At 67.6% G+C, this 26452-nt stretch carries 24 protein-coding genes; 8 read left to right on the forward strand and 16 right to left on the reverse strand.

What is annotated here, in order from left to right; genetic code table 11:
- Positions 1-27 precede the first annotated feature (27 nt).
- Entirely contained in the window at positions 28-918 is an 891-nt protein-coding gene (locus tag QTI51_RS01875) for a DUF5672 family protein (protein ID WP_116908419.1), read from the forward strand.
- A 42-nt stretch (positions 919-960) separates the two neighbouring features.
- On the opposite strand, the gene QTI51_RS01880 is transcribed toward QTI51_RS01875, so the two are convergent.
- Entirely contained in the window at positions 961-1887 is a 927-nt protein-coding gene (locus tag QTI51_RS01880) for a DMT family transporter (RefSeq protein ID WP_116908418.1), read from the reverse strand.
- 106 nt (positions 1888-1993) lie between these two features.
- On the opposite strand from QTI51_RS01880, the gene QTI51_RS01885 reads away from it, so the two are divergent.
- Together QTI51_RS01885 and QTI51_RS01890 are read left to right on the forward strand one after the other, a co-directional pair.
- On the forward strand, positions 1994-2977 hold the full coding sequence (locus tag QTI51_RS01885) for a quinone oxidoreductase family protein (protein ID WP_116908573.1): 984 nt from the start codon (positions 1994-1996) through the stop codon (positions 2975-2977).
- Positions 2978-3140: 163 nt separating this feature from the next.
- Positions 3141-3563: a response regulator gene (locus QTI51_RS01890; protein ID WP_116908417.1), complete on the forward strand. Its 423-nt coding sequence runs from the start codon at positions 3141-3143 to the stop codon at positions 3561-3563.
- On the opposite strand, the gene QTI51_RS01895 is transcribed toward QTI51_RS01890, so the two are convergent.
- Positions 3520-4446, reverse strand: coding sequence for a LysR family transcriptional regulator (locus QTI51_RS01895; RefSeq protein ID WP_116908416.1), 927 nt, complete (start codon positions 4444-4446; stop codon positions 3520-3522). The two genes, QTI51_RS01890 and QTI51_RS01895, sit on opposite strands and share 44 nt — an antisense overlap.
- A gap of 70 nt (positions 4447-4516) precedes the next feature.
- Between QTI51_RS01895 and QTI51_RS01900 the strand changes: the two genes are divergently transcribed.
- A complete protein-coding gene (locus QTI51_RS01900) occupies positions 4517-5533 on the forward strand; it encodes a bile acid:sodium symporter family protein (protein ID WP_116908415.1) in 1017 nt (338 codons plus the stop codon).
- A gap of 598 nt (positions 5534-6131) precedes the next feature.
- Here QTI51_RS01900 and QTI51_RS01905 read toward each other — a convergent pair.
- The 10 genes from QTI51_RS01905 to QTI51_RS01950 form a co-directional block, all read right to left on the reverse strand.
- Positions 6132-7793, reverse strand: coding sequence for a Na/Pi cotransporter family protein (locus tag QTI51_RS01905; protein WP_116908414.1), 1662 nt, complete (start codon positions 7791-7793; stop codon positions 6132-6134).
- 65 nt (positions 7794-7858) lie between these two features.
- Positions 7859-8719 carry a phosphodiesterase gene (locus tag QTI51_RS01910; protein ID WP_116908413.1) on the reverse strand — a complete coding sequence of 287 codons (861 nt, stop codon included), beginning with the start codon at positions 8717-8719 and terminating at the stop codon, positions 7859-7861.
- On the reverse strand, positions 8716-9777 hold the full coding sequence (locus QTI51_RS01915; protein ID WP_116908412.1) for an ABC transporter ATP-binding protein: 1062 nt from the start codon (positions 9775-9777) through the stop codon (positions 8716-8718). Before QTI51_RS01915 ends, QTI51_RS01910 begins: the two co-directional genes overlap by 4 nt.
- Positions 9767-10567 (reverse strand): ABC transporter permease, encoded by an 801-nt coding sequence (locus QTI51_RS01920; RefSeq protein ID WP_116908411.1) that lies wholly within the window; start codon positions 10565-10567, stop codon positions 9767-9769. The genes QTI51_RS01915 and QTI51_RS01920 overlap by 11 nt, the downstream gene beginning before the upstream one ends.
- 11 nt (positions 10568-10578) lie before the next feature.
- Positions 10579-11400: an ABC transporter permease gene (locus QTI51_RS01925; protein WP_116908410.1), complete on the reverse strand. Its 822-nt coding sequence runs from the start codon at positions 11398-11400 to the stop codon at positions 10579-10581.
- 321 nt (positions 11401-11721) lie between these two features.
- Positions 11722-12732 (reverse strand): ABC transporter substrate-binding protein, encoded by a 1011-nt coding sequence (locus QTI51_RS01930; protein WP_116908409.1) that lies wholly within the window; start codon positions 12730-12732, stop codon positions 11722-11724.
- A 77-nt stretch (positions 12733-12809) separates the two neighbouring features.
- Positions 12810-13829, reverse strand: coding sequence for a LacI family DNA-binding transcriptional regulator (locus QTI51_RS01935; protein ID WP_116908408.1), 1020 nt, complete (start codon positions 13827-13829; stop codon positions 12810-12812).
- A gap of 182 nt (positions 13830-14011) precedes the next feature.
- Positions 14012-14539, reverse strand: coding sequence for a signal peptidase II (gene lspA / locus QTI51_RS01940; RefSeq protein WP_116908407.1), 528 nt, complete (start codon positions 14537-14539; stop codon positions 14012-14014).
- Positions 14539-17388 carry an isoleucine--tRNA ligase gene (gene ileS, locus QTI51_RS01945; RefSeq protein ID WP_116908406.1) on the reverse strand — a complete coding sequence of 950 codons (2850 nt, stop codon included), beginning with the start codon at positions 17386-17388 and terminating at the stop codon, positions 14539-14541. The genes lspA and ileS overlap by 1 nt, the downstream gene beginning before the upstream one ends.
- Positions 17389-17514: 126 nt before the next feature.
- A complete protein-coding gene (locus QTI51_RS01950) occupies positions 17515-18552 on the reverse strand; it encodes a bifunctional riboflavin kinase/FAD synthetase (RefSeq protein ID WP_116908405.1) in 1038 nt (345 codons plus the stop codon).
- Positions 18553-18719: 167 nt separating this feature from the next.
- Here QTI51_RS01950 and QTI51_RS01955 point away from each other — a divergent pair, with 167 nt between their 5' ends.
- The gene (locus tag QTI51_RS01955) at positions 18720-19280 is read left to right on the forward strand and encodes an HNH endonuclease (RefSeq protein ID WP_093440106.1); all 561 of its coding nucleotides are present in this window, start codon (positions 18720-18722) and stop codon (positions 19278-19280) included.
- A 72-nt stretch (positions 19281-19352) separates the two neighbouring features.
- Here QTI51_RS01955 and QTI51_RS01960 read toward each other — a convergent pair whose 3' ends face one another.
- The 3 genes from QTI51_RS01960 to QTI51_RS01970 all read right to left on the reverse strand — a co-directional run bounded on the left by QTI51_RS01960 (position 19353) and on the right by QTI51_RS01970 (position 23131).
- Entirely contained in the window at positions 19353-20738 is a 1386-nt protein-coding gene (locus tag QTI51_RS01960; protein ID WP_116908404.1) for an alpha/beta fold hydrolase, read from the reverse strand.
- Positions 20739-20821: 83 nt separating this feature from the next.
- Positions 20822-21937 carry an acyl-CoA dehydrogenase family protein gene (locus QTI51_RS01965; protein WP_116908403.1) on the reverse strand — a complete coding sequence of 372 codons (1116 nt, stop codon included), beginning with the start codon at positions 21935-21937 and terminating at the stop codon, positions 20822-20824.
- Positions 21938-21949: 12 nt separating this feature from the next.
- Positions 21950-23131 carry an acyl-CoA dehydrogenase family protein gene (locus tag QTI51_RS01970; protein WP_116908402.1) on the reverse strand — a complete coding sequence of 394 codons (1182 nt, stop codon included), beginning with the start codon at positions 23129-23131 and terminating at the stop codon, positions 21950-21952.
- Positions 23132-23264: 133 nt separating this feature from the next.
- Here QTI51_RS01970 and purN point away from each other — a divergent pair, with 133 nt between their 5' ends.
- Together purN and QTI51_RS01980 are read left to right on the forward strand one after the other, a co-directional pair.
- Positions 23265-23861, forward strand: coding sequence for a phosphoribosylglycinamide formyltransferase (gene purN, locus QTI51_RS01975; protein ID WP_116908401.1), 597 nt, complete (start codon positions 23265-23267; stop codon positions 23859-23861).
- Positions 23862-23898: 37 nt separating this feature from the next.
- Entirely contained in the window at positions 23899-24228 is a 330-nt protein-coding gene (locus QTI51_RS01980) for an I78 family peptidase inhibitor (RefSeq protein ID WP_116908400.1), read from the forward strand.
- Between the two features lie 49 nt (positions 24229-24277).
- On the opposite strand, the gene QTI51_RS01985 is transcribed toward QTI51_RS01980, so the two are convergent.
- Positions 24278-24511 carry a DUF1653 domain-containing protein gene (locus tag QTI51_RS01985; RefSeq protein ID WP_116908399.1) on the reverse strand — a complete coding sequence of 78 codons (234 nt, stop codon included), beginning with the start codon at positions 24509-24511 and terminating at the stop codon, positions 24278-24280.
- Positions 24512-24558: 47 nt separating this feature from the next.
- Between QTI51_RS01985 and QTI51_RS01990 the strand changes: the two genes are divergently transcribed.
- Entirely contained in the window at positions 24559-26412 is a 1854-nt protein-coding gene (locus tag QTI51_RS01990; protein ID WP_116908398.1) for a M48 family metallopeptidase, read from the forward strand.
- Positions 26413-26452 lie beyond the last annotated feature (40 nt).

The raw sequence follows: 26452 nt of genomic DNA on the forward strand, positions 1-26452 counted from the left end.
CTTCAAGCGCACGACGAAAGGCGCATCGTGAACAGGGCGTCTTTCGAAAAAATAACACTGGTCTCGGTCACCGGGCTGCCCGACGCGGGCGGCGCCGCGATGGCCCTGCAGCACAGCCTGGCGCAGATGCCCGGCGCACGCGCCTTGCTGTGCAGCCCGCGCGCGCCGGAGCAGCTGGCGCCCGGCATCGAACACCGCGCGATCGCGCCGCTGAACTACCACGAGTACAGCTGGTTCATGATGTTCGCGCTCTGGCGCGTGGTGTCCACCGAGTTCGCGCTGGTCGTGCAGGAAGACGGCTGGGTCGTCAACGCCGGCAACTGGCGCGACGAGTTCCTGGGCTGCGACTACATCGGCGCGCCCATTCATCTCGCGAAGATCGACACGCCGCAAGGCACGTACTGGCGCAACCGCTTCGCGTGGGCGGACGAGCTGGGCAAGCCCGGCCACGTGGTCACGCCCATCCAGAACGGCGGCTTCAGCCTGCGCAGCCAGCGCTTCATGCGCGCGCTGGTCGACCACCCGCACATCCGTGTCGAAGTGCCGCCACCCGATGCGGTGGAGGGCGAGCCGCTGAAGATGCACTGGCAGCACAACGCGCTTCTCGAAGACGTGCAGCTCAGCGGCGTGCTGCGGCCGGCGCTCGAAGCGGTGGGCCTGCGCTTTGCGCCGCTGGAGCTGGCGCGCGGTTTCGCCATCGAGCATGCGGGGCCGCAGCTGCACCACGGCTACGACGCGAGCCTTCTGTTCGGGCATCACGCCAGGGTGCGGCAGCTGGTGAGCCTGTCGCCGCTGACGCTGCGCTCGCTGATTCCGCTGTCGCAGCTGGACGCGTGGTACGGCGAGCGGGAGATCCTGCAGATGTTCGAGCGCAACGGCTACCGCATCGAGTTCGCGCCGGAGCCCGCTGCCGGGTGAACACGCGGGGTGAACCCGCCGGGTTGGCGCCGCGGCGCAACTTCAGCGCCGAGCCGCCACGACGATGCCGCCCACGATCAGCAAGAACGCCACCCCGTGGTACCAGTGCGGCGGCTCGCGCAGGAAGGCGGCCGACAGCACCGCCGCGAACAGCGGCGTGAGGTTCATGAAGACGCTCGCCGCCTGCGGGCCCGCGCGCTGCACGCCCGTGCCCCAGCAGCGGTAGGCCACCAGCGCCGGGCCGATGCCGATGAACAGCATGGCCGCCAGCAGCGGCCAGCCCAGGTCGATGTGCGCGTCGGTCAGCGTCCATTCGCCGGCGGCCAGCGCGCCCGACCATGCCAGGCCGAACACCAGTTGCGCCATCAGGAACGCCGCCCAGTCCTGGCGCACCGCCTTCGGCTCGTGCGTGCGCGCCAGCAGCCAGCTGTAGAAGGCCCAGGCGATGGTGCCCACGATCATGTAGAGGTCGCCCGGCACCAGCCGCAGCCCGAGCAGCTGTTGCCATTCGCCGCGGCTGAGCACCAGCAGCACGCCCACCATCGACAGCAGCGCGCCGCCTATTTCGCGCGCGTTCACGCGCGCGCCGAAGAACACGCTGCCCACCGCGAGCATCCACAGCGGCAGGCTGGAGCCCACCAGCGTGGTGTTGATGGGCGTGGAGGTCTGCAGCGCCAGGTACTGGAAGGCGTTGTACAGGCCGATGCCCAGCAACCCGAGCAGCGCGTAGCGCTTCCAGTGCGTCCACAGCGGGCTGTGGCGGCGCAGCACCGGCGCGGCGAACGGCAGCAGCAGCACGAAGGCGATCACCCAGCGCACGAAGTTCAGCGTGAGGGGCGACACCAGCTCGCGCACCATGCGCCCGACCACGGCGTTGCTGGCCCACAGCAGCGGCGGAATGAGCAGCAGGACAACGGTAAGGGCCGTGAGCGGCGCGTGGCGGGGAAGGTGCTGCGGCGGTGTCGACATGGCCGCCGACTCTACCGGGCAATGATGCCCTGCGCCGCCACGGGACACCCGGGCGTGGCAGGATGCGTGCTCCGTTTTTCCCCTGCGCATGGAGACTGAAAACATGATGAGCAAAGCCGTCCGAATCGACCGCCACGGCGGTCCCGAAGAACTGAAGATCGTCGACGTGGAAGTCGGCGAGCCCGGCCCCGGCGAGATCCGCATCCGCCACAAGGCGGTGGGCTTGAACTTCATCGACACGTACCAGCGCAGCGGGCTCTACCCGTTCGCGATGCCGCTGCAGCTCGGCATGGAAGCCTCGGGCGTCGTCGAGGCGGTGGGTGCGGGCGTGACGCACCTGAAGGCCGGCGACCGCGCCGCCTACGCCAGCCCGCCGCCTGGCGCCTACTGCGAGCTGCGCGTGATGCCGGCCAAAAACGTGTGCAAGCTGCCCGACGACATCTCCTTCGACACCGGCGCGGCCATGATGCTCAAGGGCCTGACCACGCAGTACCTGCTGAAGAAGACACTGCCGGCCGAAGGCCTGGTGGCGGGCGACTTCGTGCTGTTCCACGCGGCCGCGGGCGGCGTGGGCCTCATCGCCTGCCAATGGGCCAAGGCGCTGGGCCTGCAGCTGATCGGCACGGCAGGCAGCGACGCCAAGTGCGAACTTGCGCTCGCACACGGCGCGGCGCACGCCATCAACTACAGCACCGAGAACTTCGCGGCCCGCGTGAAGGAGATCACCGGCGGCAAGGGCGTGAAGGTGGTGTACGACTCGGTGGGCAAGGACACCTACGAGGGCTCCATCGACTGCCTGCGCCCCTTCGGCCTGCTGGCGGTGTTCGGCAACGGCTCGGGCCCGGTGCCGCCCATCAACCTGGGCACGCTGGCGTCGAAGGGTTCGCTGTACGTGACGCGGCCCACGCTGTTCACGCACATGCATTCGCGCGAGAGCACGCAGGCCATGGCCGACGACCTGTTCGCGGTGGTGCGCAGCGGCGCGGTGAAGATCCCCATCGCGCAGCGCTACCCGCTGGCCGACGTGCAGCAGGCGCACCGCGACCTGGAAGCGCGCAAGACCACGGGCTGCACGATCCTGACGCTTTGACGGAGCTCAGGCACACCTCCAGCACGTATTCGGCGCACCTTTGGTGCGGGCAAGCCAGTCTTGTCCTACCCGCGCTGGGGTGTCATGCCTTCGACTTGTGCGGAATGCACTTTGTAGCCTTGGACCCAAGCGCAAAGCGCACCAATTTCAAGCTCAGGCAGTGATGACCACCATTCGTACCTTCATCGTCGAAGACAACCCCACCATCCGGGAGAACCTGGTCGGCACCCTGCGCGAGGTCGCTCGCATCGAGCCCATCGGGCAGGCTGAATCCGAAGCCGAAGGCACGCGCTGGCTTGCAACCAACCTGGCGCAGTGGGACTTGGCCATCGTCGACCTGTTCCTGAAGGACGGCACGGGTTTTCGCGTGCTCGAGGCCTGCCGCGACCGCAATCCGGCGCAGAAGATGGTGGTGCTGAGCAACTACGCCACCCCCGAGATGCGCCGCAAGTGCGCGTTGCTGGGCGCCGATGCGGTGTTCGACAAGGCCACCGAGGTGGAAGACCTGATCGACTACTGCGTGCGCCAGCGCCAGCTGTACTTCAACCTTCAGCCGTCGTCGCGCCAGAACCCGCTGCCGCACTGAGCGCGGCCGTGTCGCGCACCATGCCCCACACGCGCTGCGCGAGGGGAGACAGGGCGCGGTTGCCACGCCGGATGAGCATGATGGCGCGCTGAACGCGCGGCACCAGCGGGCGTACCGCCAGTTGCGCCAACCCTTCCGGTGGTAATGACATGCCCGGCATCACGCTGATGCCGATGCCCGCCTCGACCATGCGGAACACCGTGGTCGGGTGGCCCAACTGCTGCTTCACTTCGCATTGCGCGCCATGGCGCTCCAGCGCCTGGTCGATCAGGCGCCGGCTGCCGGACGCATGGTCGAGCAGCACCAGCGGCTGGCCGTCGAGCGCGCTCCAGCGTACCGAGGGCTTCTGCGCCAGCTTGTGCGAGGGCGGCAGCACCAGCACGAAGGGGTCGTTCAGGATGGCCTCGCAGTGCAGGTCGTCGGCCTCCGAGGGCTCGATGACCACCCCGAAATCGACCTCGCCGCTGCGCACGCTGTCGAGCACGTCCTGCTGGATGCGGTCGAGCAACAGGAACTGGATGCCCGGCGCCTGCTCGGCGCAGGTGGCGATGCAGGCCGGCATCAGGTTGGCCGAGAGCGTGGGGCTGCTCGCCACCCGCACCTTGCCGCCGCGCGCGCTGGCCAGGCCGGCCACGTCCTGCAGCGTCTGGTCGAGGTCGTCGAGCACGCGCTCCAGCCGGGCCGCCAGCCACTGGCCGGCCTCGGTCAGCACCACTTCGCGCGTGGTGCGGTCGAGCAGCTTCAGGCCGAGCTGCGATTCAAGCTCCAGGATCGAGCGGCTCACCGCCGGCTGGCTCAACCCGACCTGGTCGCCCGCGCGGCTGAAGTTGCGGCCCTCGGCCACCGAACGGAACACGCGGAGTTGGCGCAGGGTGACATTCATGCGCTGAAATCATATATCCATCCGATAAATCCATTTCTCTTTTGAATGGCGCGGGCGTCCAATTCGGGCCATGTCACGTTCACGCTATCTCCCCGACAACTTCACGCTCGCGCTCGTCTCGGTCGTGACCCTTGCCAGCCTGCTGCCCGCCAGCGGGCGAGTTGCCCATTTCTTCGAGGGGCTGACGACCGTCGCCATCGGGCTGCTGTTCTTCCTGCACGGGGCCAAGCTCTCGCGCGAGGCGATCATGGCCGGCATCACGCACTGGCGGCTGCACCTGCTGGTGTTCGCGAGCACCTTCGTGCTGTTCCCGGCGCTGGGGCTGGCGCTGAAGCCGGTGCTGTCGCCGCTGGTGACGCCCGACCTGTACACCGGCGTGCTGTTTCTCTGCGTGCTGCCTGCGACGGTGCAATCGGCCATTGCGTTCACCGCCATGGCGCGCGGCAACATGCCGGCGGCCATCTGCAGCGCGTCGGCTTCCACGCTGCTGGGGGTGTTCATTACGCCGGTGCTGGTGAACCTGGTGGTGCTGCCGCACGGGGGCAACGCGACGTCTTCCTTCGATTCGATCGGGCGCATCCTGCTGCAGCTGATGGTGCCGTTCCTGGCGGGGCACCTGCTGCGGCCGTTGATCGGCAAGTGGGTGCAGAAGCGGGCTGCCGTGCTGAAGTTCGTCGACCAGGGGTCGATCCTGCTGGTGGTCTACACGGCGTTCAGCGCTGCGGTGATCGAGGGGCTCTGGAAGCAGATTCCCGTGAGTGCGCTGCTGGGGTTGCTGCTGGTTTGCGCCGTGTTGCTGGCGCTGGCGTTGACGCTCACTACCTTCATGGCGCGCAAGTTCGGCTTTGATGTGGCCGATGAGATCACCATTGTTTTTTGCGGCTCGAAGAAGAGCCTGGCCAGTGGGATTCCGATGGCGAAGGTCTTGTTTGCCTCGCATGCGGTGGGGGCGATTGTTTTGCCGCTGATGTTGTTTCATCAGATGCAGTTGATGGTTTGTGCTGTGTTGGCGCAGCGGTATGCGCGCAGGGCTGTTGAGCCTGCTGCTCCTGCCTCTGCCTCTGGCGGGTTGAAGGCTGCTGAGTAGGTTTTTTCCCGGGGCCGGGTCTCGCCCCGGCGGGCGACTTACTTTCTTTGCTTCGCCAAAGAAAGTAAGCAAAGAAAGGCGACCCCTGCTGGCTGCGTCCCTGCGCTTCGCTTCGGGCAACCTGCGGTGCTCACGTTTCGCGGGGTCTCGCCCAAACTCGCTTCGCTCAAACAAGGGCGAGCCCTGATCCGCGAAACGCTCCGCTCCTCGGCGCATCCAGAAGGGGTAAGACCAACAAGCCGTCGCTTCGCTCGGCCTGTAAATAGCCAACAGTCAATGCATTCCAGCCGCCGCAGGCGCGAAGCGCCGCGGCGGCCTGGGGCCGAGCGCAGCGATGGCCCGCCTGGTTTCCAAGCCCCTCTGGCTGCGCCGAGGAGCGCAGAGGTAGAGGGGATCAGGGCCGCAGCTGTTTGAGCGAAGCGAGTTCTGCGGACCCCCCTCTACCTCGAGCACCGCAGGTTGCCCGCAGCGAAGCGGAGGGACGCAGACAGTGGGGTCGCCTTTTCTTTGTCTACTTTCTTTTGGCGAAGCAAAAGAAAGTAGATCGCCCGCCGGGGCGAGACCCGACCCCGGAACCCAAACCAGTCACAAAAACAACCTACCCCTCAATCTTCCCAAGCCGAGACTCCCTCAACCGACTAGGCGCCAACGCCCCAGCCGATTCCAGAATCGGATAAGCAATAGAGCAAATGTGCGAATTGATTCGTTTCAGATCGCTGATCAGGTCGATGTGCAGCGAACTGGTCTCGATGCTCAGCGTCGTCCGGTCCGACAACCGGTCCAGGTGGGTCGTCGCATACGCACGCTCCAGGTCGCGGAACCGCGCCTTCTCTTCCAGCAGCTTCTGCGCGTCCCGCACATTGCCGTTCAGGAACACGCTCATGCTCAGCCGCAGGTTGGCCACCAGCCGCCCGTGCAGCTCGACGATCTCCGCCATGCCGGCTTCGGAGAAATTGCGCTGCGGTTTGATCTTCTTGTCTTCCACATCGATGATCACGCGCTCGATGATGTCGCCGATCTGCTCCATGTTGATCGTGAAGCTGATGATGTCGGTCCAGCGCCGGCTCTCTTCCTCGCCCAGCGCCTCGCGCGAGATGCGCGTCATGTAGTACTTGATGGCCGAGTACAGCTCGTCCACCGTGTCGTCGAGCTGCCGCAGCTCCTGCGACAGGCGGGTGTCGTTGTTGCGGATCACGTCGAGCACGCCGATGAGCATGGTCTCCACGATGTCGGCCTGGTGCAGCGCCTCGCGCGCGGCGTTGGAAATGGCCAGCGAGGGCGTGGACAGCGCCGACGGGTCCAGGTGGTGCGGCCGGCTGGTGCCGGTGGCCTGCTGCGGCATGGGGAGCATGCGCGTCACCAGCTTGGCGACCCACTGCGTGAGGCCGATGAAGCCCACGCTGATCACGACGTTGAACGCCAGGTGGAACAGCACCACGCCGTGCGTCTGGTTGGGCAGCTCGGGCTGCACGTAGCGGATCCACAGGCCGATGAAGGGCGCGACCAGCGCCACGCCCAGCGCCTTGAACAGCAGGTTCCCGATGGTCACCTGGCGCACCGGCACGCTGGCCTTGGCGGTGGTGAGCACGGCCAGCAGGCCGCTGCCCAGGTTGGCGCCCAGCACCAGGCCCAGCGCCACGTCCAGCGGCACCACGTTCGAGGTGGCCATGGCCGCGACCAGCAACACCACCGCCAGGCTCGAATAGGCCACGATGGCCAGCACCGAGCCGATGGTGATCTCCAGCAGCACGTCGCTGTTGATCGAGGCGAGCAGCGCGCGCACGGCCGGGGAGGAGAACAGGGGCTCGGTGGCCTCCACCACCAGCTGCAGGGCCAGCAGCATCAGGCCCAGGCCGATCAGCACCCGGCCGACGCGCCCGGCCACCGTGTCCGCGCGGGTGATGAACAGCACCACGCCCACGAAGATGAACATGGGCGACAGCCACGAGAGGTCGGCCGAGAACAGCACCGAGATCAGCGCCGTGCCCACGTCGGCCCCGCGCATCACCGCCAGCGCCGCGGGCAAGGTGACCAGGCCCTGCCCGACGAAGGACGAGGTCATGAGCGAGGTGGCGGTGCTGGACTGCACCAGCGCGGTCACGCCGATGCCCGACAGGGCGGCCGTGAACCGGTTGCGCATGCTCTGCACCAGGATCTTGCGCAGGTTGGCGCCGAACACGCGCAGCACGCCGGTTCGGACAAGTTGCGTACCCCACACCAGCAAGGCAATGGCCGCGAGCAGATTCAGAAGATGCTTCATGGGTGTCGGGTTCTATCCTTTTCGTTTTGGTTCGTTTTCGACCCCATTTTCCACAGATACGCGTTTCAGTCGATCAGCGCTCCGTTGTCGTGGAAAGGATAAGGCCCTTCGAAGTGCCCGCAAGCGGCCAGATGGGTCACCAGCCGCCCTCCGGCGGGGGACCAGGCATGCACCCTGAAAGCGGGCGGCTCCAGCGTCCAGGCCGAGGGAGCGTCGCTTGCCAGGTCGAGGCAGACCTGGTGCGCCTGCGCCGGCGAGGTCGAGGCGATGGTGCCGCCGAAGCGCACGTCGATGGCGCGGTGCAGGTGGCCGCAGATCACGCGTTCGACATTCGTGTAGCGGCGAAGCAGCGCCTCGAGCGCCTCGGCGCCCTCCAGCAGGCCGATTTCGTCCATGTGGCCGATCAGCGTCTGGAACGGCGGATGGTGCATGGCGACCACCACCGGCTCGTCGCGGCAGGCGTCGAGCTGGGCTTCGAGCCAGGCCAGGCGCTTTTCGCACAGCGAGCCGTGGCTGGCGCCGGGCACGCAGGTGTCCAGCGTGAGCAGGCGAAGCGGGCCGACGCGCACCGAATACTGGATGAAGCCGTCCGTGTCTGCGCCCGTGCCCAGGTAGGCGTGGCCCGGAAAGCTGCGGCGCAGCTGGTCGCGGTCGTCGTGGTTGCCGGGCAGCAGGTAGACCGGCATCGTCAGCGGCGCGAGCAGGCGCGCCAAGTGCTCGTACTCGGCGGCGCGGCCGAAGTCGGTCAGGTCGCCGGTGACGACCACGGCATCGGGCTGCTGGCGCAGCGCCAGCACCGACTGCACGGCGCGCTCGAGGTAGGGCGCCGTGTCGATGCGGCCATAGGCCAGGCGGCCGGGCTCGCGGATGTGCAGGTCGGTCAGCTGGACCAGCACGGTGAGCGGGTTGTTCGTGGGGGTCGTCATGGGTTGCTCTCCTGCGACGTCATCAGGCGCTCGGGGTGAATGCGCAGGCCCACCGCGTCGCCGGGGCCGAAGGGGTTGTCGCGGCCTACGTCGGCCACGAGCACGGGTTGGTCCGCCGTGCGCAGGTGCAACTGCACCCGGTCGCCCAGGAAGGTGCGGCGTTCGACGGTGGCGGCGCCCCATCCGGGCTGGGGCGTGTCGACCTCGATGTCTTCGGGCCGGACCAGCAGGCTCGCATGGGCCAGCCACACGGTCGGGCAGGGCACGGCCGAGCCGCCGAGTCGGACAACGCCCTGCGTGATGGCGTCGGCCTCGCGCGCCAGCCGGTTGACCCGGCCGAGGAACTCGGCGACGAAAGGGTGCGCTGGCGCGCGGTACAGGTCTTCGCCACGGCCTACCTGCACGATGCGCCCGGCGCGCATTACCGCCAGCCGGTCGGCGATGGCCAGCGCCTCTTGCTGGTCGTGCGTGACGTGGATGGCCGTGATGTGCAGCCGGCGCAGCAGTTCGGCCAGCTCGTCGCGCAGCGATTCCTTCAACTTGGCGTCCAGTGCGGCCAGCGGCTCGTCGAGCAGCAGCACGCGCGGCCGCACGGCCACGGCGCGCGCCAGGGCCACGCGCTGGCGCTGGCCGCCGGAGAGTTCGGCGGGGCGCTTGTTTTCCAGGCCGCCCAGGCGCACCAGGTCGACCAGCTCGCCCACGCTGCGCTTCTCCTCGTCGGGCGACACACCGCGAATGCGCAGCCCGTAGCCGATGTTGGCCGCCACGGTCATCTGCGGAAAGAGCGCGTAGCTCTGGAACACCATGCCCACGCCGCGGTGCTCGACCGGACGCTGCGTGACGTCCTGGTCGCCGAAGACGATGCGGGTGCCCGCGTCGGGGGATTCGAGCCCGGCAATCAGCCGCAGCAGCGTGGTCTTGCCGCAGCCCGAGGGGCCGAGCAGGGCCAGCACTTCGCCGGCCTCCACGCGCAGGTCGGTCGGCTGCAGGCCGCGCGTGCCGTCGGCGTAGGTTTTCGCGCAGTTGGCGATGTCGATGGGGATGCGTTCAAGTTCCATGGCGTTTCTGCATCAGGTTGGCAAGGTACTGCAGGCCCCACAGCACCGGAAGAATGACGGCGAAGAAGACCAGCGTGTAGGCCGATCCGATCTCGATGCGCATCGAGGCGTAGCTGTCGGCCAGCCCCACGGGCAGGGTGCGCGTGAGCGGCGTGTGCAGCATCCAGGTGAGGTTGAACTCCCCCACCGACAGCGTGAACACCATCAGGCTGCCGGCCACGATGGCGGGGAACACGGCCGGCACCAGGATGCCCATGAAGCGCTGGCGAAAGTTGGCGCCCAGCGAGCGCGCGGCCTCTTCGAGCGCGAGCAGGTCGTCGCGCTGGAAGGCCGAGCTCACGGTGCGCACCATGAAGGGCAGCGTGAAGATCATGTGGCCCACCAAGATGAAGGCGAAGCTCTGGCGAAAGGCGGTGAGCTGGCCGTAGGCGAGGATGAGCGCCAGCGCCGTGGCAAGGCCCGGCACCGCGACCGGCAGCGTCAGCAGCTCTTCGAAGACGCGCGCCGCGCGCGAGCGGCTGCGCGCCAGCGCGTAGGCACAGGGCACGCCCAGCAGCACGGTGCCCACGACGCAGGCAATGGCCAGCGCAATCGACCAGCCCACGGTGCCGCCGTAGTTCTCCCAGACCTCGCCGAGCCAGCGCAGGGTGAGGCCGCTCTTCAGGCCGGCGCTGTAGTTGTTGACGAGCCCGGCCATGACCGACAGCAGCATCGGCGAGACCATGAACAGGCTCACGATGACGGTCACGGCGAGCAGGAAGGGCGCCTTGGCGTGTGTGTTGGTTCGCATGGTGCGGGCCCTCAGCGTGCGACGGGGTTCGCGCCGAAGCGCCGTGCCACGAACAGCACGAGCCAGGTGACGATGCCCAGCGAGATCGACAGCGACGCGGCGAGCGCGAAGTTGGCGTAGTTGGTGAACTCGTTGTAGATGGTGATGGGGATCACCTCGAACTTGCTGGCCAGCGTGAAGGCGGTGCCGAAGGCGCCCATGGAGGTGGCGAACAGGATGGCGCCGCAGGCGAGCGTGGTGGGCGCGAGCTCGGGCATCCACACGTCGCGGGCCACGCGAAGGCGCGAGGCGCCGAGCGAGCGGGCGGCCTCTTCGAGCTGGCTGTTCATCGATTCGGCGGCGGCGGTGTAGGTCGCGATGGCGCGCGGTAATGAAAAGTACAGGTACGCCAGGAACAGTCCGAGCAGGCCGTAGGCGAAGGTGATGCGTTCGCCGAACAGGCTGTCGCTCAGGTCGGCCACCACCCCTTGCCTGCCGCCCAGCAGGATCACGAAGAAACCGATGATCACGCCCGGGAACGACAGCGGCAGCGTGAGCAGCGACAGCAGCATGCGCTTGCCGACGAAGTCGTGGCGCGCGAGGTAGATGCCTACCGCGGCGCCCAGCACCAGGGTGGCCAGGGTCACGGCCACGGAGAGCACGACGGTGTTGGCCATGCTCGCGAGGTAGCGCGAGTCCGTGAGCACGGCGAAGTAGGTGGCCCAGCCTTTGTCGGCGGGCAGCGTCAGCAGGCGCACCACCGGCAGCAGCCAGAAGGCCGCGAAGAAGGCGGCCGCGGGTGCCACGCAGGCCAGCAGGCGCCAGCTTGGGTTCCAGGCGTTGTCGGACTTCATTTCGGGTTTTGGCTCGTGTTGTTCGTGTTTGTTGTTGCTGCTGTTCAGGGCGTGTGAACAGGCCGCCGGGTACTTCCCTCCGCGAATGTCCTCCGCCCTTCGGGCTCCCCCTTTATTTCGCTGCGGGAAGCACCCGACGCCCTGTTCACCTGGGCACGCTGTCGGTTCACGGCGATCAACGACCGCTGCTGACAACGATCACGACGGTGGGGCGCCCCTTTTCGAGAAATAAAGGAGGAGGGGCGAAGCCCCGGGGGACATTCGAGAAAAGGGGTGCCCCGCCGGCGTGATCGCGACCTGAACGCGAAGGAACAAATAGATCTAGCGCACTTCCTTCAAATACTCGTCAGAGAAGGCACGCTGGGCAGCAGCCATGCGCCCATAGTCCACGCTCTTCGCCCGTGCGTACTCGGCAGCAGGCAGGAACTGCGCCTCGATGTCCTTGGGCATCGCGCTGGCGCGCACCGGCCGCAGGTAGGCCTTGGCCCAGATGGCCTGGCCTTCGTCGGACAAGGTGAAGTCGAGCACCTTCTTCGCGTCGGCCGCGTGCGGGGCCTTGGCGACCAGGCTCATCACGTAGGGAACGGCCAGGGTGCCTTCGCTCGGAATGACGAAGGCGACGTTGGCCTTGTCTTTGTACTTCGCGCGGTAGGCGTTGAAGTCGTAGTCGAGCAGGATCGCGATCTCGCCCGACAACACGCGCGCGTAAGAGGTTTGCTTCGGCACGATGGGCTCGTTCTTCTGCAGGGCCTTGAAGTAGTCGATGGCCGGCTTGAAGTTGTCGAGCGTGCCGCCGCGCGCCTCGTTCACCGCGACCGCGCCCACGTAGCCCACGAAGGCGGAGGCCGGGTCGAGGTAGCCGATGAGGCCCTTGTATTCGGGCTTGAGCAGGTCGGCCCACGACTTGGGAACCGGCTTGCCCTTGAGCGCGTCGACGTTGACCATGAAGCCGAGCGTGCCCGAATGGATGGTGAACCAGTTGCCCGCCGGGTCCTTCAGGCCGTCGGGAATGTCTTTCCACGCGGCGGGCTTGTAGGGCTCGACCAGGCCGTCTTTCGCGGCCTGCACCGCGAAGGTCACGCCGAGGTAGGTCACGTCGGCCACGGGGCTGGCCTTTTCGGCCGACATCTGCGCGAGCGACTGGCCCGAGTTCTTGTTGTCGGGCGGCACGGTCACGCCGGTCTTGGCCTTGATGGCCTTGATCTGCGTGCCCCAGTCGGCCCATTCGGTCGGGCAGTTGTAGCAAATGGCGGTCTGCGCCATGGCGCCGCTGGCGGCGAACACGGCGGCCAGCACGCCGAGGCGGGCGAATCGTTGGAAGCGGAGAGACATCGAGGAGCTCCTTGGAGGATGAGTTCGAAGAACGGGAGGTAGCGGGGGAAGAGAGAAGGGACGAGGGAGGCGAAAGGTCAGGACACTGCGGCGTTGTTGTCTTCGCGCGCGCTTGCGCACGACTCGCCGTCTCTGAAGGCATGGGGCAGCAGCAGGCTGGCGTCGGCACGCAGCGCGGTGCCGCCGGCCATGGCCTGCATCAGCAACTCGACGCTGTGGCGGCCGATGTCGCTGTTGGGTTGCGCGATGGTGGTGAGCGCAGGCGTCAGGTCTTCGCCCAGCGCAATGCCGTCGAAGCCGACCACGCTCAGGTCGTCGGGCACCGCCAGGCCGCTGAGGTGCGCGGCGCGAATGCTGCGAATGGCCAGCAGGTCGTTCGAGCAGACCAGCGCGGTGGGGCGCTGGCGCACCTGGAGTTGGGCGCACAGCGCATCGACGGCGGTCTCGACGAAGGGCACCTCGATCAGCGCGGGTGCGTCGAGCCCGGCCTCGGCCATGCCGCGCTGGTAGCCGCGGTAGCGCTGCTGCGCGCGATCGGAGGCAGCCAGCGTGCCGCTGACCATGGCGATGCGGCGGTGGCCCAGCAGCACCAGGCGCGTGACCGCATCGGCCACGGCGCCTTCGCTGTCGACCGACACGCACGGGTGGTCGGGGTGGCGGTTGTAGGCCAGCACATAGGGCACGCCCGCGGCCTGCAGGCGGGGCAAGGTGGCCGACGTGGACGGGTTCGACACCACCAGGATCAGCCCGTCAACATTGCCGGCCAGCAGCAGGTGCACGGCGCGCTCTTCCTCGTCGAGCCGGTAGCCGGTCGTGACGGGAATGATGGCGTAGCCACCCGCGACCGCCGCGCGCGCGATGCCTTGCAGGCACTCGGCGAAGGTCGGGTTCAGCAGCGTGGGCAGCACCACGCCGAGCACGCGGCTGCGCTGGGTGCGCAAGGTGCGCGCGCTGGCGTTGGGCAGGTAGTTGAGCTCGCGCGCCACGCGCTCCACCAGCTCGCGCGTGGCGGGCGTGACCTTGTCGGGGAAGTTGAAGGCCCGCGACACGGTGGCCACGGAGACCCCGGCTTTGGCGGCTACGGCTTGGATGCTCATCGCGTGGAAGTCAGTGATCGGCGTTCATGTAATCGATTACATTGGACCGCGGCAGTATGACTTTGCGATGACAGGGTTTGAAGCCGGGAGAAACCCTCGGCGCCCCGCGGCGCCAAAGAAAAAGGGCCCGAAGGCCCTTGCTGGTGAACGCAGGGCCCTAAAGCCCTTGCGAGAAACGCCGCCTACTTGCCCCGGCGCACCCGCCGGATCTCGTCCACGATGAGGCAGATGGCCCCGAGCGTGATGGTGCTGTCCGCCGCGTTGAACGCCGGAAAGTACCAGTTGCCCGCGTGAAAGCTCAGAAAGTCGACCACGTAGCCATGCATCATCCGGTCGACCACGTTGCCGATGGCGCCGCCCAGGATGCAGGCCATGGAAAACGAGAACAGCTTCTGCCCCGCGTGCGAGCGCAGCATCCACACGATGAAGATGGCCGCGCCCACGCCGATGGCCGTGAACAGCCAGCGCTGCCAGCCCGAGTGGTCGGCCAGGAACGAGAAGGCCGCGCCCGTGTTGTGCGCGCGCACGACGTTGAAGAAGCTCGTCACGTAGGTCGCGTCGCCGAGCTTGTAGTAGCCCAGGATCAGCGTCTTGGTGAACTGGTCGATGATCACGATGATCACCGCCAGCCCCAGCCAGGGCCAGATGCCCAGGCTGCCACCGCGCGAACGCGACGCCGATGCGGAGCGTGTGGAACGTGTCGTGGCCATCAGGCAAAGCTCCGCGATTCACCGGCGCCGAACAGGTTGCTGGTGCAGCGACCGCAGATCGTCGGGTGCGCGGCGTCCACGCCCACGTCGTCGCGGTAATGCCAGCAGCGCTCGCACTTCTGCGCGGTGCTGGGCGTGACCACCGTGGCCAGCGCGTCGCCGGCCGCCAGCGCGATGGCCGAGGTGATGAAGACGAACTTCAGGTCGTCGCCCAGCGAACCGAGCAGCGCGAAGTCGTCGGCCGGCGCGGTCACCTGCAGGTTGGCCTGCAGCGACGAGCCCACCTTGCCGTCGGCGCGCACGGCCTCGATGTCCTTGTTCACCGCGTCGCGGATCTCGCGGATGCGCTGCCACTTGGCCAGCAGCGCCTCGTCGGGTGCGTCGAACTGGCTGTACGTCTGCGTGAAGATCGACTCGCCCGGCTTGCCGGTGCCCACGAACTTCCAGGCCTCCTCGGCCGTGAAGCTCAGGAAGGGCGCCATCCAGCGCAGCATGGCTTGCGAGATGTGCCACAGCGCCGTTTGTGCGCTGCGGCGCGCCAGCGAGCCGGGGGCCGTGGTGTAGAGCCGGTCCTTCAGGATGTCGAGGTAGAAGCCGCCCAGGTCTTCCGAGCAGTAGATCTGCAGCTTGGCCACCACCGGGTGGAACTCGTACACCTTGTAGTGCGCGAGGATCTCGGCCTGGAACTGCGCGGCGCGCGCCAGCGCGTAGCGGTCGATCTCGAACAGCTGGTCGAGCGGCACGGCGTCTTTCGCGATGTCGAAGTCGCTGGTGTTCGCCATGAGGAAGCGCAGCGTGTTGCGGATGCGGCGGTAGGCATCGACCACGCGCGCCAGGATCTTGTCGTCGCCCGCGATGTCGCCCGAGTAGTCGCTCGCGGCCACCCACAGGCGGATGATTTCAGAGCCCAGCTTGGTGCTGATTTCTTGCGGGTCGATGCCGTTCTTGAGCGACTTGCTCATCTTGATTCCCTTGGAATCGACCGTGAAGCCGTGCGTGAGCAGGCCGCGGTACGGCGCGCGGTCTTCCAGCATGCAGGCGATGAGCAGCGACGAATGGAACCAGCCGCGGTGTTGGTCGTGGCCTTCGAGGTACAGGTCGGCCTCGGGGCCTGCGTCGTGGTGCACCTTGGGGTGCGTGCCGCGCAGCACGTGATAGAAGGTCGAGCCCGAGTCGAACCACACCTCCAGGATGTCGGTGCTCTTGGTGTAGCTGGGGGCGTCTTCGGCGCCGAGGATTTCCTCGGTCGTCACGCGGCTCCAGGCCTCGATGCCGCCCTTCTCGACGATGTCGGCGGCCTGGTCGAGGATTTCCATGGTGCGCGGATGCAGCTCGCCCGAGTCCTTGTGCAGGAAGAACGGAATCGGCACGCCCCAGCTGCGCTGGCGGCTGATGCACCAGTCGGGCCGCCCGGCGATCATGTCGTGCAGGCGGGCCTTGCCGTTCTCGGGGTAGAAGCTGGTCTTCTCGATGGCGTCGAGCGCGGTCTGGCGCAGCGTCTTGGGCGCCTTGTCCTTCGTGAACACGCCTTCGCCCTCGTCCATGCGCACGAACCACTGGGCCGCGGCGCGGTAGATCACCGGCGTCTTGTGGCGCCAGCAATGCGGGTAGCTGTGCGTGATGGTCTCGGTGGTCAGCAGGCGGCCGGCGTCGCGCAGCGCGGCGATGACGACCGGCACGGCCTTCCAGATGTTCTGGCCGCCGAACAGCGGAAAGTCGGGCGCGTAGCTGCCGTTGCCCTGCACCGGGTTCAGGATGTCGTCGTACGCCACGCCATGGGCGATGCAGGAGTTGAAGTCGTCCACGCCGTAGGCGGGCGAGGAGTGCACGAGGCCGGTGCCGTCGGTGGCGGTGGCGTAGTCGGCCAGGTACACGGGCGACAGGCGCTTGTAGCCAGCGTCCACGTCGTACAGCGGGTGCTCGAACTCGAGCCCGCCGAGCGCCTCGCCCTTCACCGTGGCCAGCACCTTGCCGTCCAGCGCGTAGCGCGTCATGCACATCTCGACCAGCGAGTTGGCAAGGATGAGCAGGCCGCGCTCGGTGTCGACCAGCGAGTACTCCAGCTCGGGGTTCAGGTTGATCGCCTGGTTGGCCGGGATGGTCCACGCGGTGGTGGTCCAGATGACCGCGAAGATGTCGCCCAGGATCGTGTGGTCGGTGCCGAAGGCCTTGAGCACCTTCTCGCGCTCGTGCGCCTTGAAGGCCACGTCGATGGTCTGGCTCTTCTTGTCGGCGTATTCGATTTCGAACTCGGCCAGCGAGGAGCCGCAGTCGAAGCACCAGTACACGGGCTTCAGGCCGCGGTACACGAAGCCGCGCTCGATCACGCGCTTGAACGCGCGCAGCTCGCCGGCTTCATTGGCGAAGTCCATCGTCTTGTAGGGGTGGTCCCATTCGCCGAGCACGCCCAGGCGCTGGAAGTCGGCCATCTGCTGGGCGATCTGCTCGGTGGCGTAGGCGCGGCTCTTGGCCTGCATCTCGTCGCGGCTCAGGTTGCGGCCGAACTGCTTTTCGATCGCGTTCTCAATGGGCAGGCCGTGGCAGTCCCAGCCGGGCACGTAGAGCGCGTCGAAGCCTTCGAGCTGGCGCGCCTTGGTGATCATGTCCTTCAGGATCTTGTTCACCGCGTGGCCCATGTGGATCTGGCCGTTGGCGTAGGGCGGGCCGTCGTGCAGGATGAACTTGGGCGCGCCGTGGCGGGCGTCGCGCAGGCGGTGGTAGCGGCCTTCGTCGTTCCATTCCTTCACCCAGCCCGGCTCGCGCTTGGGCAGGTCGCCGCGCATCGGGAAGGGGGTGTCGGGCAGGTTCAGCGTGGAACGGTAATCTTTGGGGGAAGCGGCGTCAGACATGGTGGGGTGCGGCGAAACAGGAGGGCTCCGACAGGCTCAGCCCGAAGCGCGGGAAGCGTGTCGGTGCGGAAGATAAAGCCGTTCGCCCTGAGCTTGTCGAAGGGCGGCAGCACGGTGCGTGCAGGGCTAAATTCGATCGCGCGTGGTCTGGCGATGGGTTTCTGCGTGGGTCGATGCAAAGAACGCACGTGCGTCGCGCCCATCCTTCGCGATGCCCGCTGTGAGGGCCTCGAGGCTGGTGTAGCGCAATTCGTCGTGCAGTTTGTGCAGCAGTTCCACGCGCACGATTTTACCGTAGGCCCCTTCGGTCCCGAGATGGGAGGGCCACTCCAGGCAATGGGTTTCCAGCAGCACGCGCCCGCCGTTGACGTCGTTGGCGTCCAGCGAAGGGCGCACGCCCAGGTTGGCCACGCCCGGCAGCGGCCGGTCGGACAGGCCGTGCACCAGCACCGCGAAGATGCCGCTGGCGGCCGGCTTCCAGTGCTTGAAGCGCAGGTTCAGCGTGCGAAAGCCGTCGTCCTGGCCCGGCGCCGAGGCGCCCAGCGCGCGGCCCAGCTTGCGGCCGTGGACCACGTGGCCAGAGATGGTGTACGGCCGCCCCAGCAGCGTGTGGGCGTCGGCCATGCGGCCTTCGGCCAGCGCCTCGCGCACGGCGGAGCTGGAAACCCGCAGGCCGTGCACCTCGTAGCTGTTCATGCGCGCCACGTCGAAGCCGCGGGCGTCGCCGGCCGCGTCGAGCATGGCGTAGTCGCCCGCTCGCCTGGCGCCGAAGCGAAAGTCGTCGCCCACCAGCACGTAGCGCGCGCGCAGGCCATCGACCAGCACGTTCTGGATGAACTCTTCCGGCGATTGCGAGGCCAGGCGCCCGTCGAACGGCAGCACGATGGTCTGCGCCACGCCGCAGGCGGCCAGCTCGCTGAGCTTGTCGCGCAGCGTGCCGATGCGCGCCGGCGCCAGGTCGGGTTTCTTGGTGAGCGCGGCGAAATAGTCGCGCGGATGGGGCTCGAAGGTGAGCACGCAGCTCGGCAGCCCGCGCTGGCGGGCCTCGGTCTGCAACAGCGCGAGCATGGCCTGGTGGCCACGGTGCACGCCGTCGAAATTGCCAATGGTGAGAGCGCAGGCAGGGGCCACGCCCGGGTGCCGAAAGCCGCGAAAAACCTGCATCGGTGAGTATCTTTTTGATAGCGCCTTTTGCCCGCCAAATGGGCGAATCAGGCCGATTTGTCACAAAGCCGGTATATTGTGACGCAGTGCGTTGATTGGCGTGGGTTTCCGGCGCACTCCGTGTCCCTGGTCTTTCCGTGTTCTCTCCCTTTTTTGAGGAGGCGTGTGTGAAGGTCTTGAAGCTGTCGGCCCAAGGGCTGCCCCAGTCATGGATTTCGCTCGAACAAGCGGTGATCCACTATGCGGCGGACGAAGTTCGCTGGGAGGTGGGCGCGCAAGTGGCGGTCTTCCGTGGCGGCCACAACGCGGTTACCGGCGAGCAGTCGCAGATTGCCATCAACAGCATCATCGGCACCAAGGGCGTGCCGCGCATCAACCCCTTCACCCAGCGCCCCGGCCTCACCAACAGCAAGCTGTTCTCGCGCGACCGCAACGTGTGCGCGTACTGCGGCGGGCATTTTCATGAAGACGAGCTCACGCGCGAGCACATCATCCCGTTCGCCCAGAAGGGCATCGACACCTGGATGAACGTGGTCACGGCCTGCAAGCCCTGCAACCACCGCAAGAGCAGCCGCACGCCCGAGCAGGCGAACATGCCGCTGCTGTACGCGCCGTACGTGCCCAGCCTCTGGGAAGACTTCATCCTGCGCAACCGCCGCATCCTGGCCGACCAGATGGAGTTCCTGATGGCGCACCTGCCGCAAAGCTCGCGGCTGCACGACAGCTAGCTTCGGCGCAGGCGACCTGCGGACCGCTGGCGCGTTCTTGGGCCGGCCTAGCCGGCGCCGCCATCCCTGGTTTCAGTACGTCAGCTCGAGCACGGTCGTGTGCTCGCTCGCGGCCGGCCACGTCAGCCCCGTGACGCGCTCGCGGTTGAACTCGCCCGTAACCGCCCGCGGGGCTCCGCCGCCTTCCAGCCGCAGCCGGGAGGTCGCCACGCCCGCGCCCTGCGGCGGCACGCCGGGCGGCGGGCTCTTGCCGTCGAAGCGCATGGTGTCGCGCTGCGCGTCGAAATACCCGCGCGGACGCGTGAACACGACCACCGAACTGGCGCCGTTGTCTGCAGCCACGATGCGCTCGGGCTTCAGGTGCACGAAGTTGCCGCTGCGCGGAAACGGGCTGCGGTAGATGTGCGTGGTGCCGAAGCCGGGCGCGGCCAGCACGAACTCATAGCTCGTCGTGATGTTGTACGCGTTGAACGGGCCCCAGCGGCCGTCGGCGCCGATGACCTTGCTGTGCACGGCCTCGCCCAGGCGCGCCCCGGTGGCCGGGTCGACGGCATACACCGTCACCGTCGCGCCGTTCAGCGACTGGTTTTCCGCCCCGATGGCGCGGCCGTCGAGCACCGGGCCTCCCTGCGACACGAAGCTGGTCGTGCGCGGTGCCTGGCCGGTCAGGAATTGCCATGCCGCCGCGAAGGCGGCCGGCGAGAACGAAGTCTCGCGGTGGTCGACCCGTGGCAGCACCACGTTGGTCGCGCCCTTCAGCGCCGGTCCGTCGAAGCCGATGTTCGTCGGCTTGCCGGGCGCGCCGATCCACACGCCGTCGGGCTGGGCGTACTTGTCGTTGTTGTCGGAGCGCAGGGTCAGCCACTTCACGCCGGGCGTGACCTCGTCGCCGTTCGGCCCCTTGGGCGCATTGAGCTGCTGCATGAAGCCCGACAGCCCCGAGAACTCGTTGTTTTCGCGAAACGCCTTCACCGCCCAGATGCCGTGCGCCGGGTTGCCGCCCAGCACCACCTGGCTCACCACGGCCGCGCCGCCGCCGTTCTGCACGTAGTTGCGGATGGTGTTGCCGCCGCGCGAATTGCCGATGAGCACCACCTTGCTCGCGCCCGTGGCCTTCAGCACCTGCTCGACATTCGCCTTGAGGAACGCCGCCGACTCGCTCGTCGAGCTGCGTCCGGGCTGGGCCACGGCGTCGTCGTCGCGCGCGAGCGGGTTCGGCTGGTCGAAGGCGAAGAGCCGTTCGGCGGGCCAGCCGTTCGACTCGAAGCGCCAGATCGTGGTTTGCCACAGCGCGGCCGAATCGCCGTTGCCGTGCACGAACACGATGGGCGGCCGCTCCGCCAGCGTCGGCGGGGCGTCGGGGGCGGGGGCGATGGCGCAGGCGGTCAGCATGGCGGTGGCGACGGTCGCACAGGTGGTGGTGGCGGCCATGGCAATGAAGGTACGGCGGGATTGCATGTTTCGTTCCTGGGGTGGCGTTCCACGTAAAAACGCCCGCCGGCGCAAGGCGGGCGGGCGTTGGATGCTAGGGCAGAAAAATGTCAGGCGAACACGCCGGCCGTGTCCTGCATGCGCGCGGAGACTTCGCCCAGGTGGTGCAGCGTGTCGCCGAATGTCAGTTCCATCTGCGTGAGCTTGCGGAAGTAGTGGCTGCCGATGTATTCGTCGGTCACCCCGATGCCGCCGTGCAGCTGCACCGAGTTGGCGGCCACGTAGCGCATCGACGTGCCCAGCTGGTACTTGGCGCGGGCCAGCGCCTGGCGGCGCTCGTCGGCCGGGGCGTTGAGCTTGAGCGTGGCGTAGTAGCTCATGGAGCGTGCGAGCTCCAGCTGCATCTTCATGTCGGCCACGCGATGGCGCAGCGCCTGGAAGCTGGAGATGACCACGCCGAACTGCTTGCGCTGGTTCAGGTACTCGACGGTCAGTGCCACGGTCTTGTCCATGACGCCGACCGCTTCGGCGCAGGTGGCGGCAATGCCCACGTCCACCGCGTATTCCAGCGCGGCCAGGCCGTCGGCCGTGACCAGCGTGGCGTCGGCCTTGTCGAACACCACCTCGGCGGCGCGGCTGCCGTCCTGCGTGCCGTAGCCGCGGGCCTCGACGCCGCTGGCGCTGCGCTCGACCAGGAAGAGGGCGATCTTGCCGTCGAGCTTGGCGGGGACGATGAAGGCATCGGCCTCGTCGCCCACGGGCACCACGCTCTTGGCGCCGGTCAGCGCGTACACGTCGCCCGACTTCACGGCCGTGGCCTCGCACACGTCCAGGCGGTAGCGCGCCTTGCGCTCCTGGTAGGCCAGCACCACGATGGCCTGGCCGCCGGCGATGCGCGGCAGCCAGCTTTCCTTCGTGCCGCCGTCGGCATAGCCGCTGAGCACGGCGCCGGCGATCAACGTCTGCGCGAAGGGCTCCAGCACGATGCCGCGGCCCAGTTCTTCCATGACGACCATGCCGGCCACCGGGCCCATGCCCAGGCCGCCGTCGTCCTCGCCGATGTACAGGCCACCCAGGCCGAGCTCGGCCAGTTCGTCCCACGCTTCGCGCGAGAAGCCGCCCTTGGCCTCGATGCCGCGGCGGCGCTCGAAGTCATAGCCCTTGTCGACCCACTTGCGAACGGCGTCGCGCAGCTGTTCCTGGTCGTCGGTGAAATTGAAATCCATGTTCGTGTCTCCTCAGCCCAGGACCGTCTGCGCGACGATGTTGCGTTGCACTTCGTTCGAACCGCCGTAGATGGTGGTCTTGCGCATGTTGAAGAAGGTGGACGTGAGCGGCGCGAGCGCCGGGTTGCCGCCCGGGAAGTTGCCTTGCCAGCCGGCCTCCATGGCCTCGCGGATCAGCGGCAGCGAGTACGGGCCGCCGGCCAGCATCATCAGTTCGCTGTAGCGCTGCTGGATCTCGCTGCCGCGGATCTTCAGCAGGCCCGCCACGTCGAGCGAGTTCTTGCCCGAGGTGGCCGCCGACAGCACGCGCAGCACCATCATCTCGAGCGCGACGACGTCGACTTCGAGCTTGGCGATCTCGTCGCGGAAGCGCGCGTCTTCATAGACGCCTTCGGTCTTGGCGATGCGCTTCAGGCGCTCGAGCTCGCGCTTGGCGCGGTTCACGTCGGCGATGTTGGTGCGCTCGTGGCTGAGCAGGTGCTTGGCGTAGGTCCAGCCCTTGTTTTCTTCGCCGATCAGGTTCTCGGCCGGCACTTCGACGTTGTCGAAGAACACCTCGTTCACCTCGTGGCCGCCGTCGAGCAGCTTGATCGGGCGCACGGTGACGCCGGGCGACTTCATGTCCAGCAGCAGGAAGCTGATGCCGGTCTGGGGCTTGCCTTCGTTGCTGGTGCGCACGAGGTTGAACATCCAGTCGCCGTACTGGCCGAGCGTGGTCCAGGTCTTCTGGCCGTTGACGATGTACTTGTCGCCCTTGCGTTCGGCCTTGGTCTTGACCGAGGCCAGGTCGGAGCCCGAGCCCGGCTCGCTGTAGCCCTGGCTCCACCACACCTCGCCGCTGGCGATGCCGGGCAGGAAGCGCTTTTGCTGCTCGGCGTTGCCGAAGGCCATGATCACCGGGGCCACCATGACGGGGCCGAAGGGGATGATGCGCGGCGCGCCGGCCAGCGCGGTTTCTTCCTCGAACAGGTGGCGCTGCACGGCGGTCCAGCCCGGGCCGCCGAATTCCTTCGGCCAGCCGTAGCCCAGCCAGCCCTTCTTGCCGAGGATCTTGGCCCAGCCTTGCAGATCGTCGCGCGTCAGTTCGAGCGCGTTGTGCACCTTGTGCGAAATCTCCTTGGGAAGGTTTTCTTTGACCCAGGCGCGAACCTCTTCGCGGAACTTCTGTTCTTCGGGTGTGAAGCTCAAATCCATGCGTGCCTCGCTGTGTTGATCGGTTCACCGCAGACGCGGTGTGTCTCCGGAACCCGGAGTTTTAGCACGGTCGTGCTGCGATCCGGTGTCCGCGCCGCGACATGGGAGGCGGGCACGGATAATCCCGCCTCCCATGAAGAACATCGTGATCTTGATTTCCGGCGGCGGCTCGAACATGGCCGCCATCGTGCGTGCCGCCGAGCACGAGCGCTGGGCCGAACGCTTCGGCGCGCGCATTGCCGCGGTGGTGAGCAACAAGCCCGACGCGGGCGGCCTGGCGATCGCCGGCGCGCACGGCATCGACACCGCCGTCGTCCCGCACAAGGACTTCGCGACCCGCGAGGTCTTCGACGAGGCACTGGCCCGGGTGGTCGACGCCCATTCCCCGGCACTGGTGGTGCTGGCCGGCTTCATGCGGATCCTGACGCCGGGTTTCGTGGGTCGCTATGCGGGGCGGCTGGTGAACATCCATCCTTCGCTGCTGCCGGCGTTTCCGGGGCTGCACACGCACCAGCGGGCCATCGAGGCGGGCTGCAAGGTGGCCGGAGTGACGGTGCACCAGGTCACCACCGAACTCGACCACGGGCCGATCCTGGCGCAGGCCGTGGTGCCCGTTCTGCCCGACGACACCGCCGCCACGCTGGCCGGCCGGGTGCTGGCGCAAGAGCATCTGTTGTATCCGCGTGCCATCGCGGGATGGCTTGCAGATACATTGAGTCACATTCGTTAAAGTTGTTTATATTCGCGGGTTTTCCGGGAGTGTTGACGTGAAAACCCAATCGTTGCTGTTGACCGCCTTTGGTGCCGCTCTCCTGCTGGTGGGCTGTGCCGCTCCGGCACCGGCGCCTGCCCCCGCCGCTGCGGCGGCCCCCGCGCCGCCGCCGGAACCGGTCTACCAGTGCAGCGCCGACGGCGCGCGTTTTGCCGTCGGACAGCCCCTGACGCCCCAGCTGGAAGCCGCCGCCCGCGTGCGTGCCGGCGCCGGCACGGTGCGCGTGCTGAAGCCGAACGAAGCGGCAACGACCGAATTGAATGGCGGGCGGCTCAACCTCGACGTGGACGCGCGCAACCGCGTGACGGACGTTCGCTGCGGTTGATCGGCTCGACGAGGGTGATCTAGGCGCAGGGCGGGCCCTGCCCAGGGTGCTAGATCTTGGTGAATCTTTGCCGCGGGGTGCCGTCGATGACGACGGTCTCGCCGAACATGGCGGCCGGCCGGACCCAGAGTCCGTGGGCGCCATAGAGGGCGCGGTACAGCGTCATCGGCTCCAGCGTCTCGCTGTGGCGCACGGTGCCGATCACCTCGTACTCGCCGCCTTTGTAGTGACGGTAGCGGCCGGGGGGTGTTTCGATGAGGGGAGGGAGGTCTTCGTCGTTCAACGGGGCTTCTTTCAAAAACTGTCTTGGCTTGATGTGACGGGAGTCGGATGGATCGCGCTGATTTTGTTCACCTGGTTCGACTGAGCGAGCATGCCAGTGCGGACGACAGTGCGCGCTATCGACGCAGCGTGGCAGCCTTTGCCGCGCTCGGTTATGTGTGGGTGCTGGGTTGCCTGGCGCTCGCGGTGGGCCTCATTGTGTGGGCGCTGTGGTCGATCCGCGAGGAGCGCTTCAGCTTCACGCGCGGCTGGGTGCTGCTGTTTGCCGGCGGCCTGCTCTGGACCACGCTGCGCGCGCTGTGGGTGCGCCTGGAGGAGCCCGAGGGCGTCGAGCTCCATCGCGACGACGCGCCCGCGCTGTTCGAGGCGCTGGACCGCATTCGCGCGAAGATCAAGGGGCCGCAGGTCCATCACGTCTACCTGGATGACGAATTCAACGCCAGCATCCGCCAGGTGCCGCGCTTCGGGCTGTTCGGCGGTGCCGTCAATTCGCTGAGCATCGGCCTGCCGCTCCTGATGATGCTCGACCGGCGCCGGCTGCTGTCGGTGCTGGCGCACGAGTACGGTCACCTGCGCGGCAACCACGGCAAGCTCAGCGCGTGGATCTACCGCACGCGGATCTCGTGGCTCAAGCTCGACGCCAACCTGCAACGCAACGAGAGCGTGATGGCGCTGTTTTCGGGGGCGTTCTTTCGCTGGTACTTCCCGCGCTTCGCGGCCAAGACCTTCGCGCTGGCGCGGCAGGACGAATACGAGGCCGACCGTATTTCGGGGCGCCTGCTGGGCACGTCGGTGGCGGCCGCGGCCCTGACCGAGATCGCCATCAAGGGCAACTGGTATGCCAACGAGTTCTGGCCCTGGCACTGGTCGCGCGCCGAGCACGACCCGCAGCCGCCCGGCCCTTTCGCCGCGTTGCGCAAGCGCGTGCGCACGCCCCCCGGCGACGACTTCGCGCGGCAGGCGCTGCGCGAGGCGATGCGCCGTGTGAGCGACATGGACGACACCCACCCGGTGCTGCGCGACCGCCTCGAGGCGCTGGGCCAGAAGGCGGCCTTGCCCGAATGGTCGCAGCGCTCGGCGCTCGAGTTGCTGGAAGATCGCAAGAAGTGGATCGAGCACTTCGACAACCGCTGGCGCCGCGCCCACGCCGCCGACTGGAAGCAGCACCACGCGCACCGCTCGCGCATTCGCGAACGCATCTCGGTGCTGGCGGCGCGTGGCGAGCACAACACGCCGGACGAGATGGTCGAGTGGGCCGATTCGGAGCGCCGGCTCGACCCGGCCGCGCCGGTGCGCCCGCGCTATGAAAGCGCCCTGCGCATCGCGCCGGAGCACCCGGGCGCGCTGCGCGGGCTGGCCCAGATGCTGCCCGCGAACGACAGGGGTGGACGCCTCGCCGTGCTCGAAAGGCTGCACGGCGCCGGCGCTGCCAGCCGCTGGTGGGCCGCCAAGAGCGCCGTGGCCTCGCTGGAAGACCCCGATGCAGGCGCGCACGACGAAGAAGCGCTGAAGCTGTGGCGCGGCCGCCTCAAGGAGGCTGAGGAGGCCGAGACGCGCGCGTGGGAAGAAATTACCGGCACGCCTTTTTTCAGCCAGATCTCGCGGCACGACCTGAGCGACTACGAGTTGGGCGAGCTTCGGGCCGACCTGGTGCGCTGCCTGCCCGCGTCGCGGGCGTGGCTGGTGCGCAAGAACCTGCGCGAGTTTCCGTGGCGCCGCGCCTACATCGTCTTCGTCGACCTGCCAGGGCTGGACGACGAGGACCGCTGGCAGATGTGCCGCCAGCTGGAGCAGACGCTGACGCTGCCGGGGGCGGCGCTGGTGCTGTGGGCGGGCCATTCGCCCACGGTGGAAGACATCGAACGGCAGGCTTTCGGCGAACTCTGGGCCCGTGCCGCATAGCCTGTTTGGCGCCCCTTGGGACCAAGGGGTCGGCTGGCTG

The sequence above is a fragment of the Variovorax sp. J22G73 genome, assembly GCF_030317035.1.
Taxonomy (GTDB): domain Bacteria; phylum Pseudomonadota; class Gammaproteobacteria; order Burkholderiales; family Burkholderiaceae_C; genus Variovorax.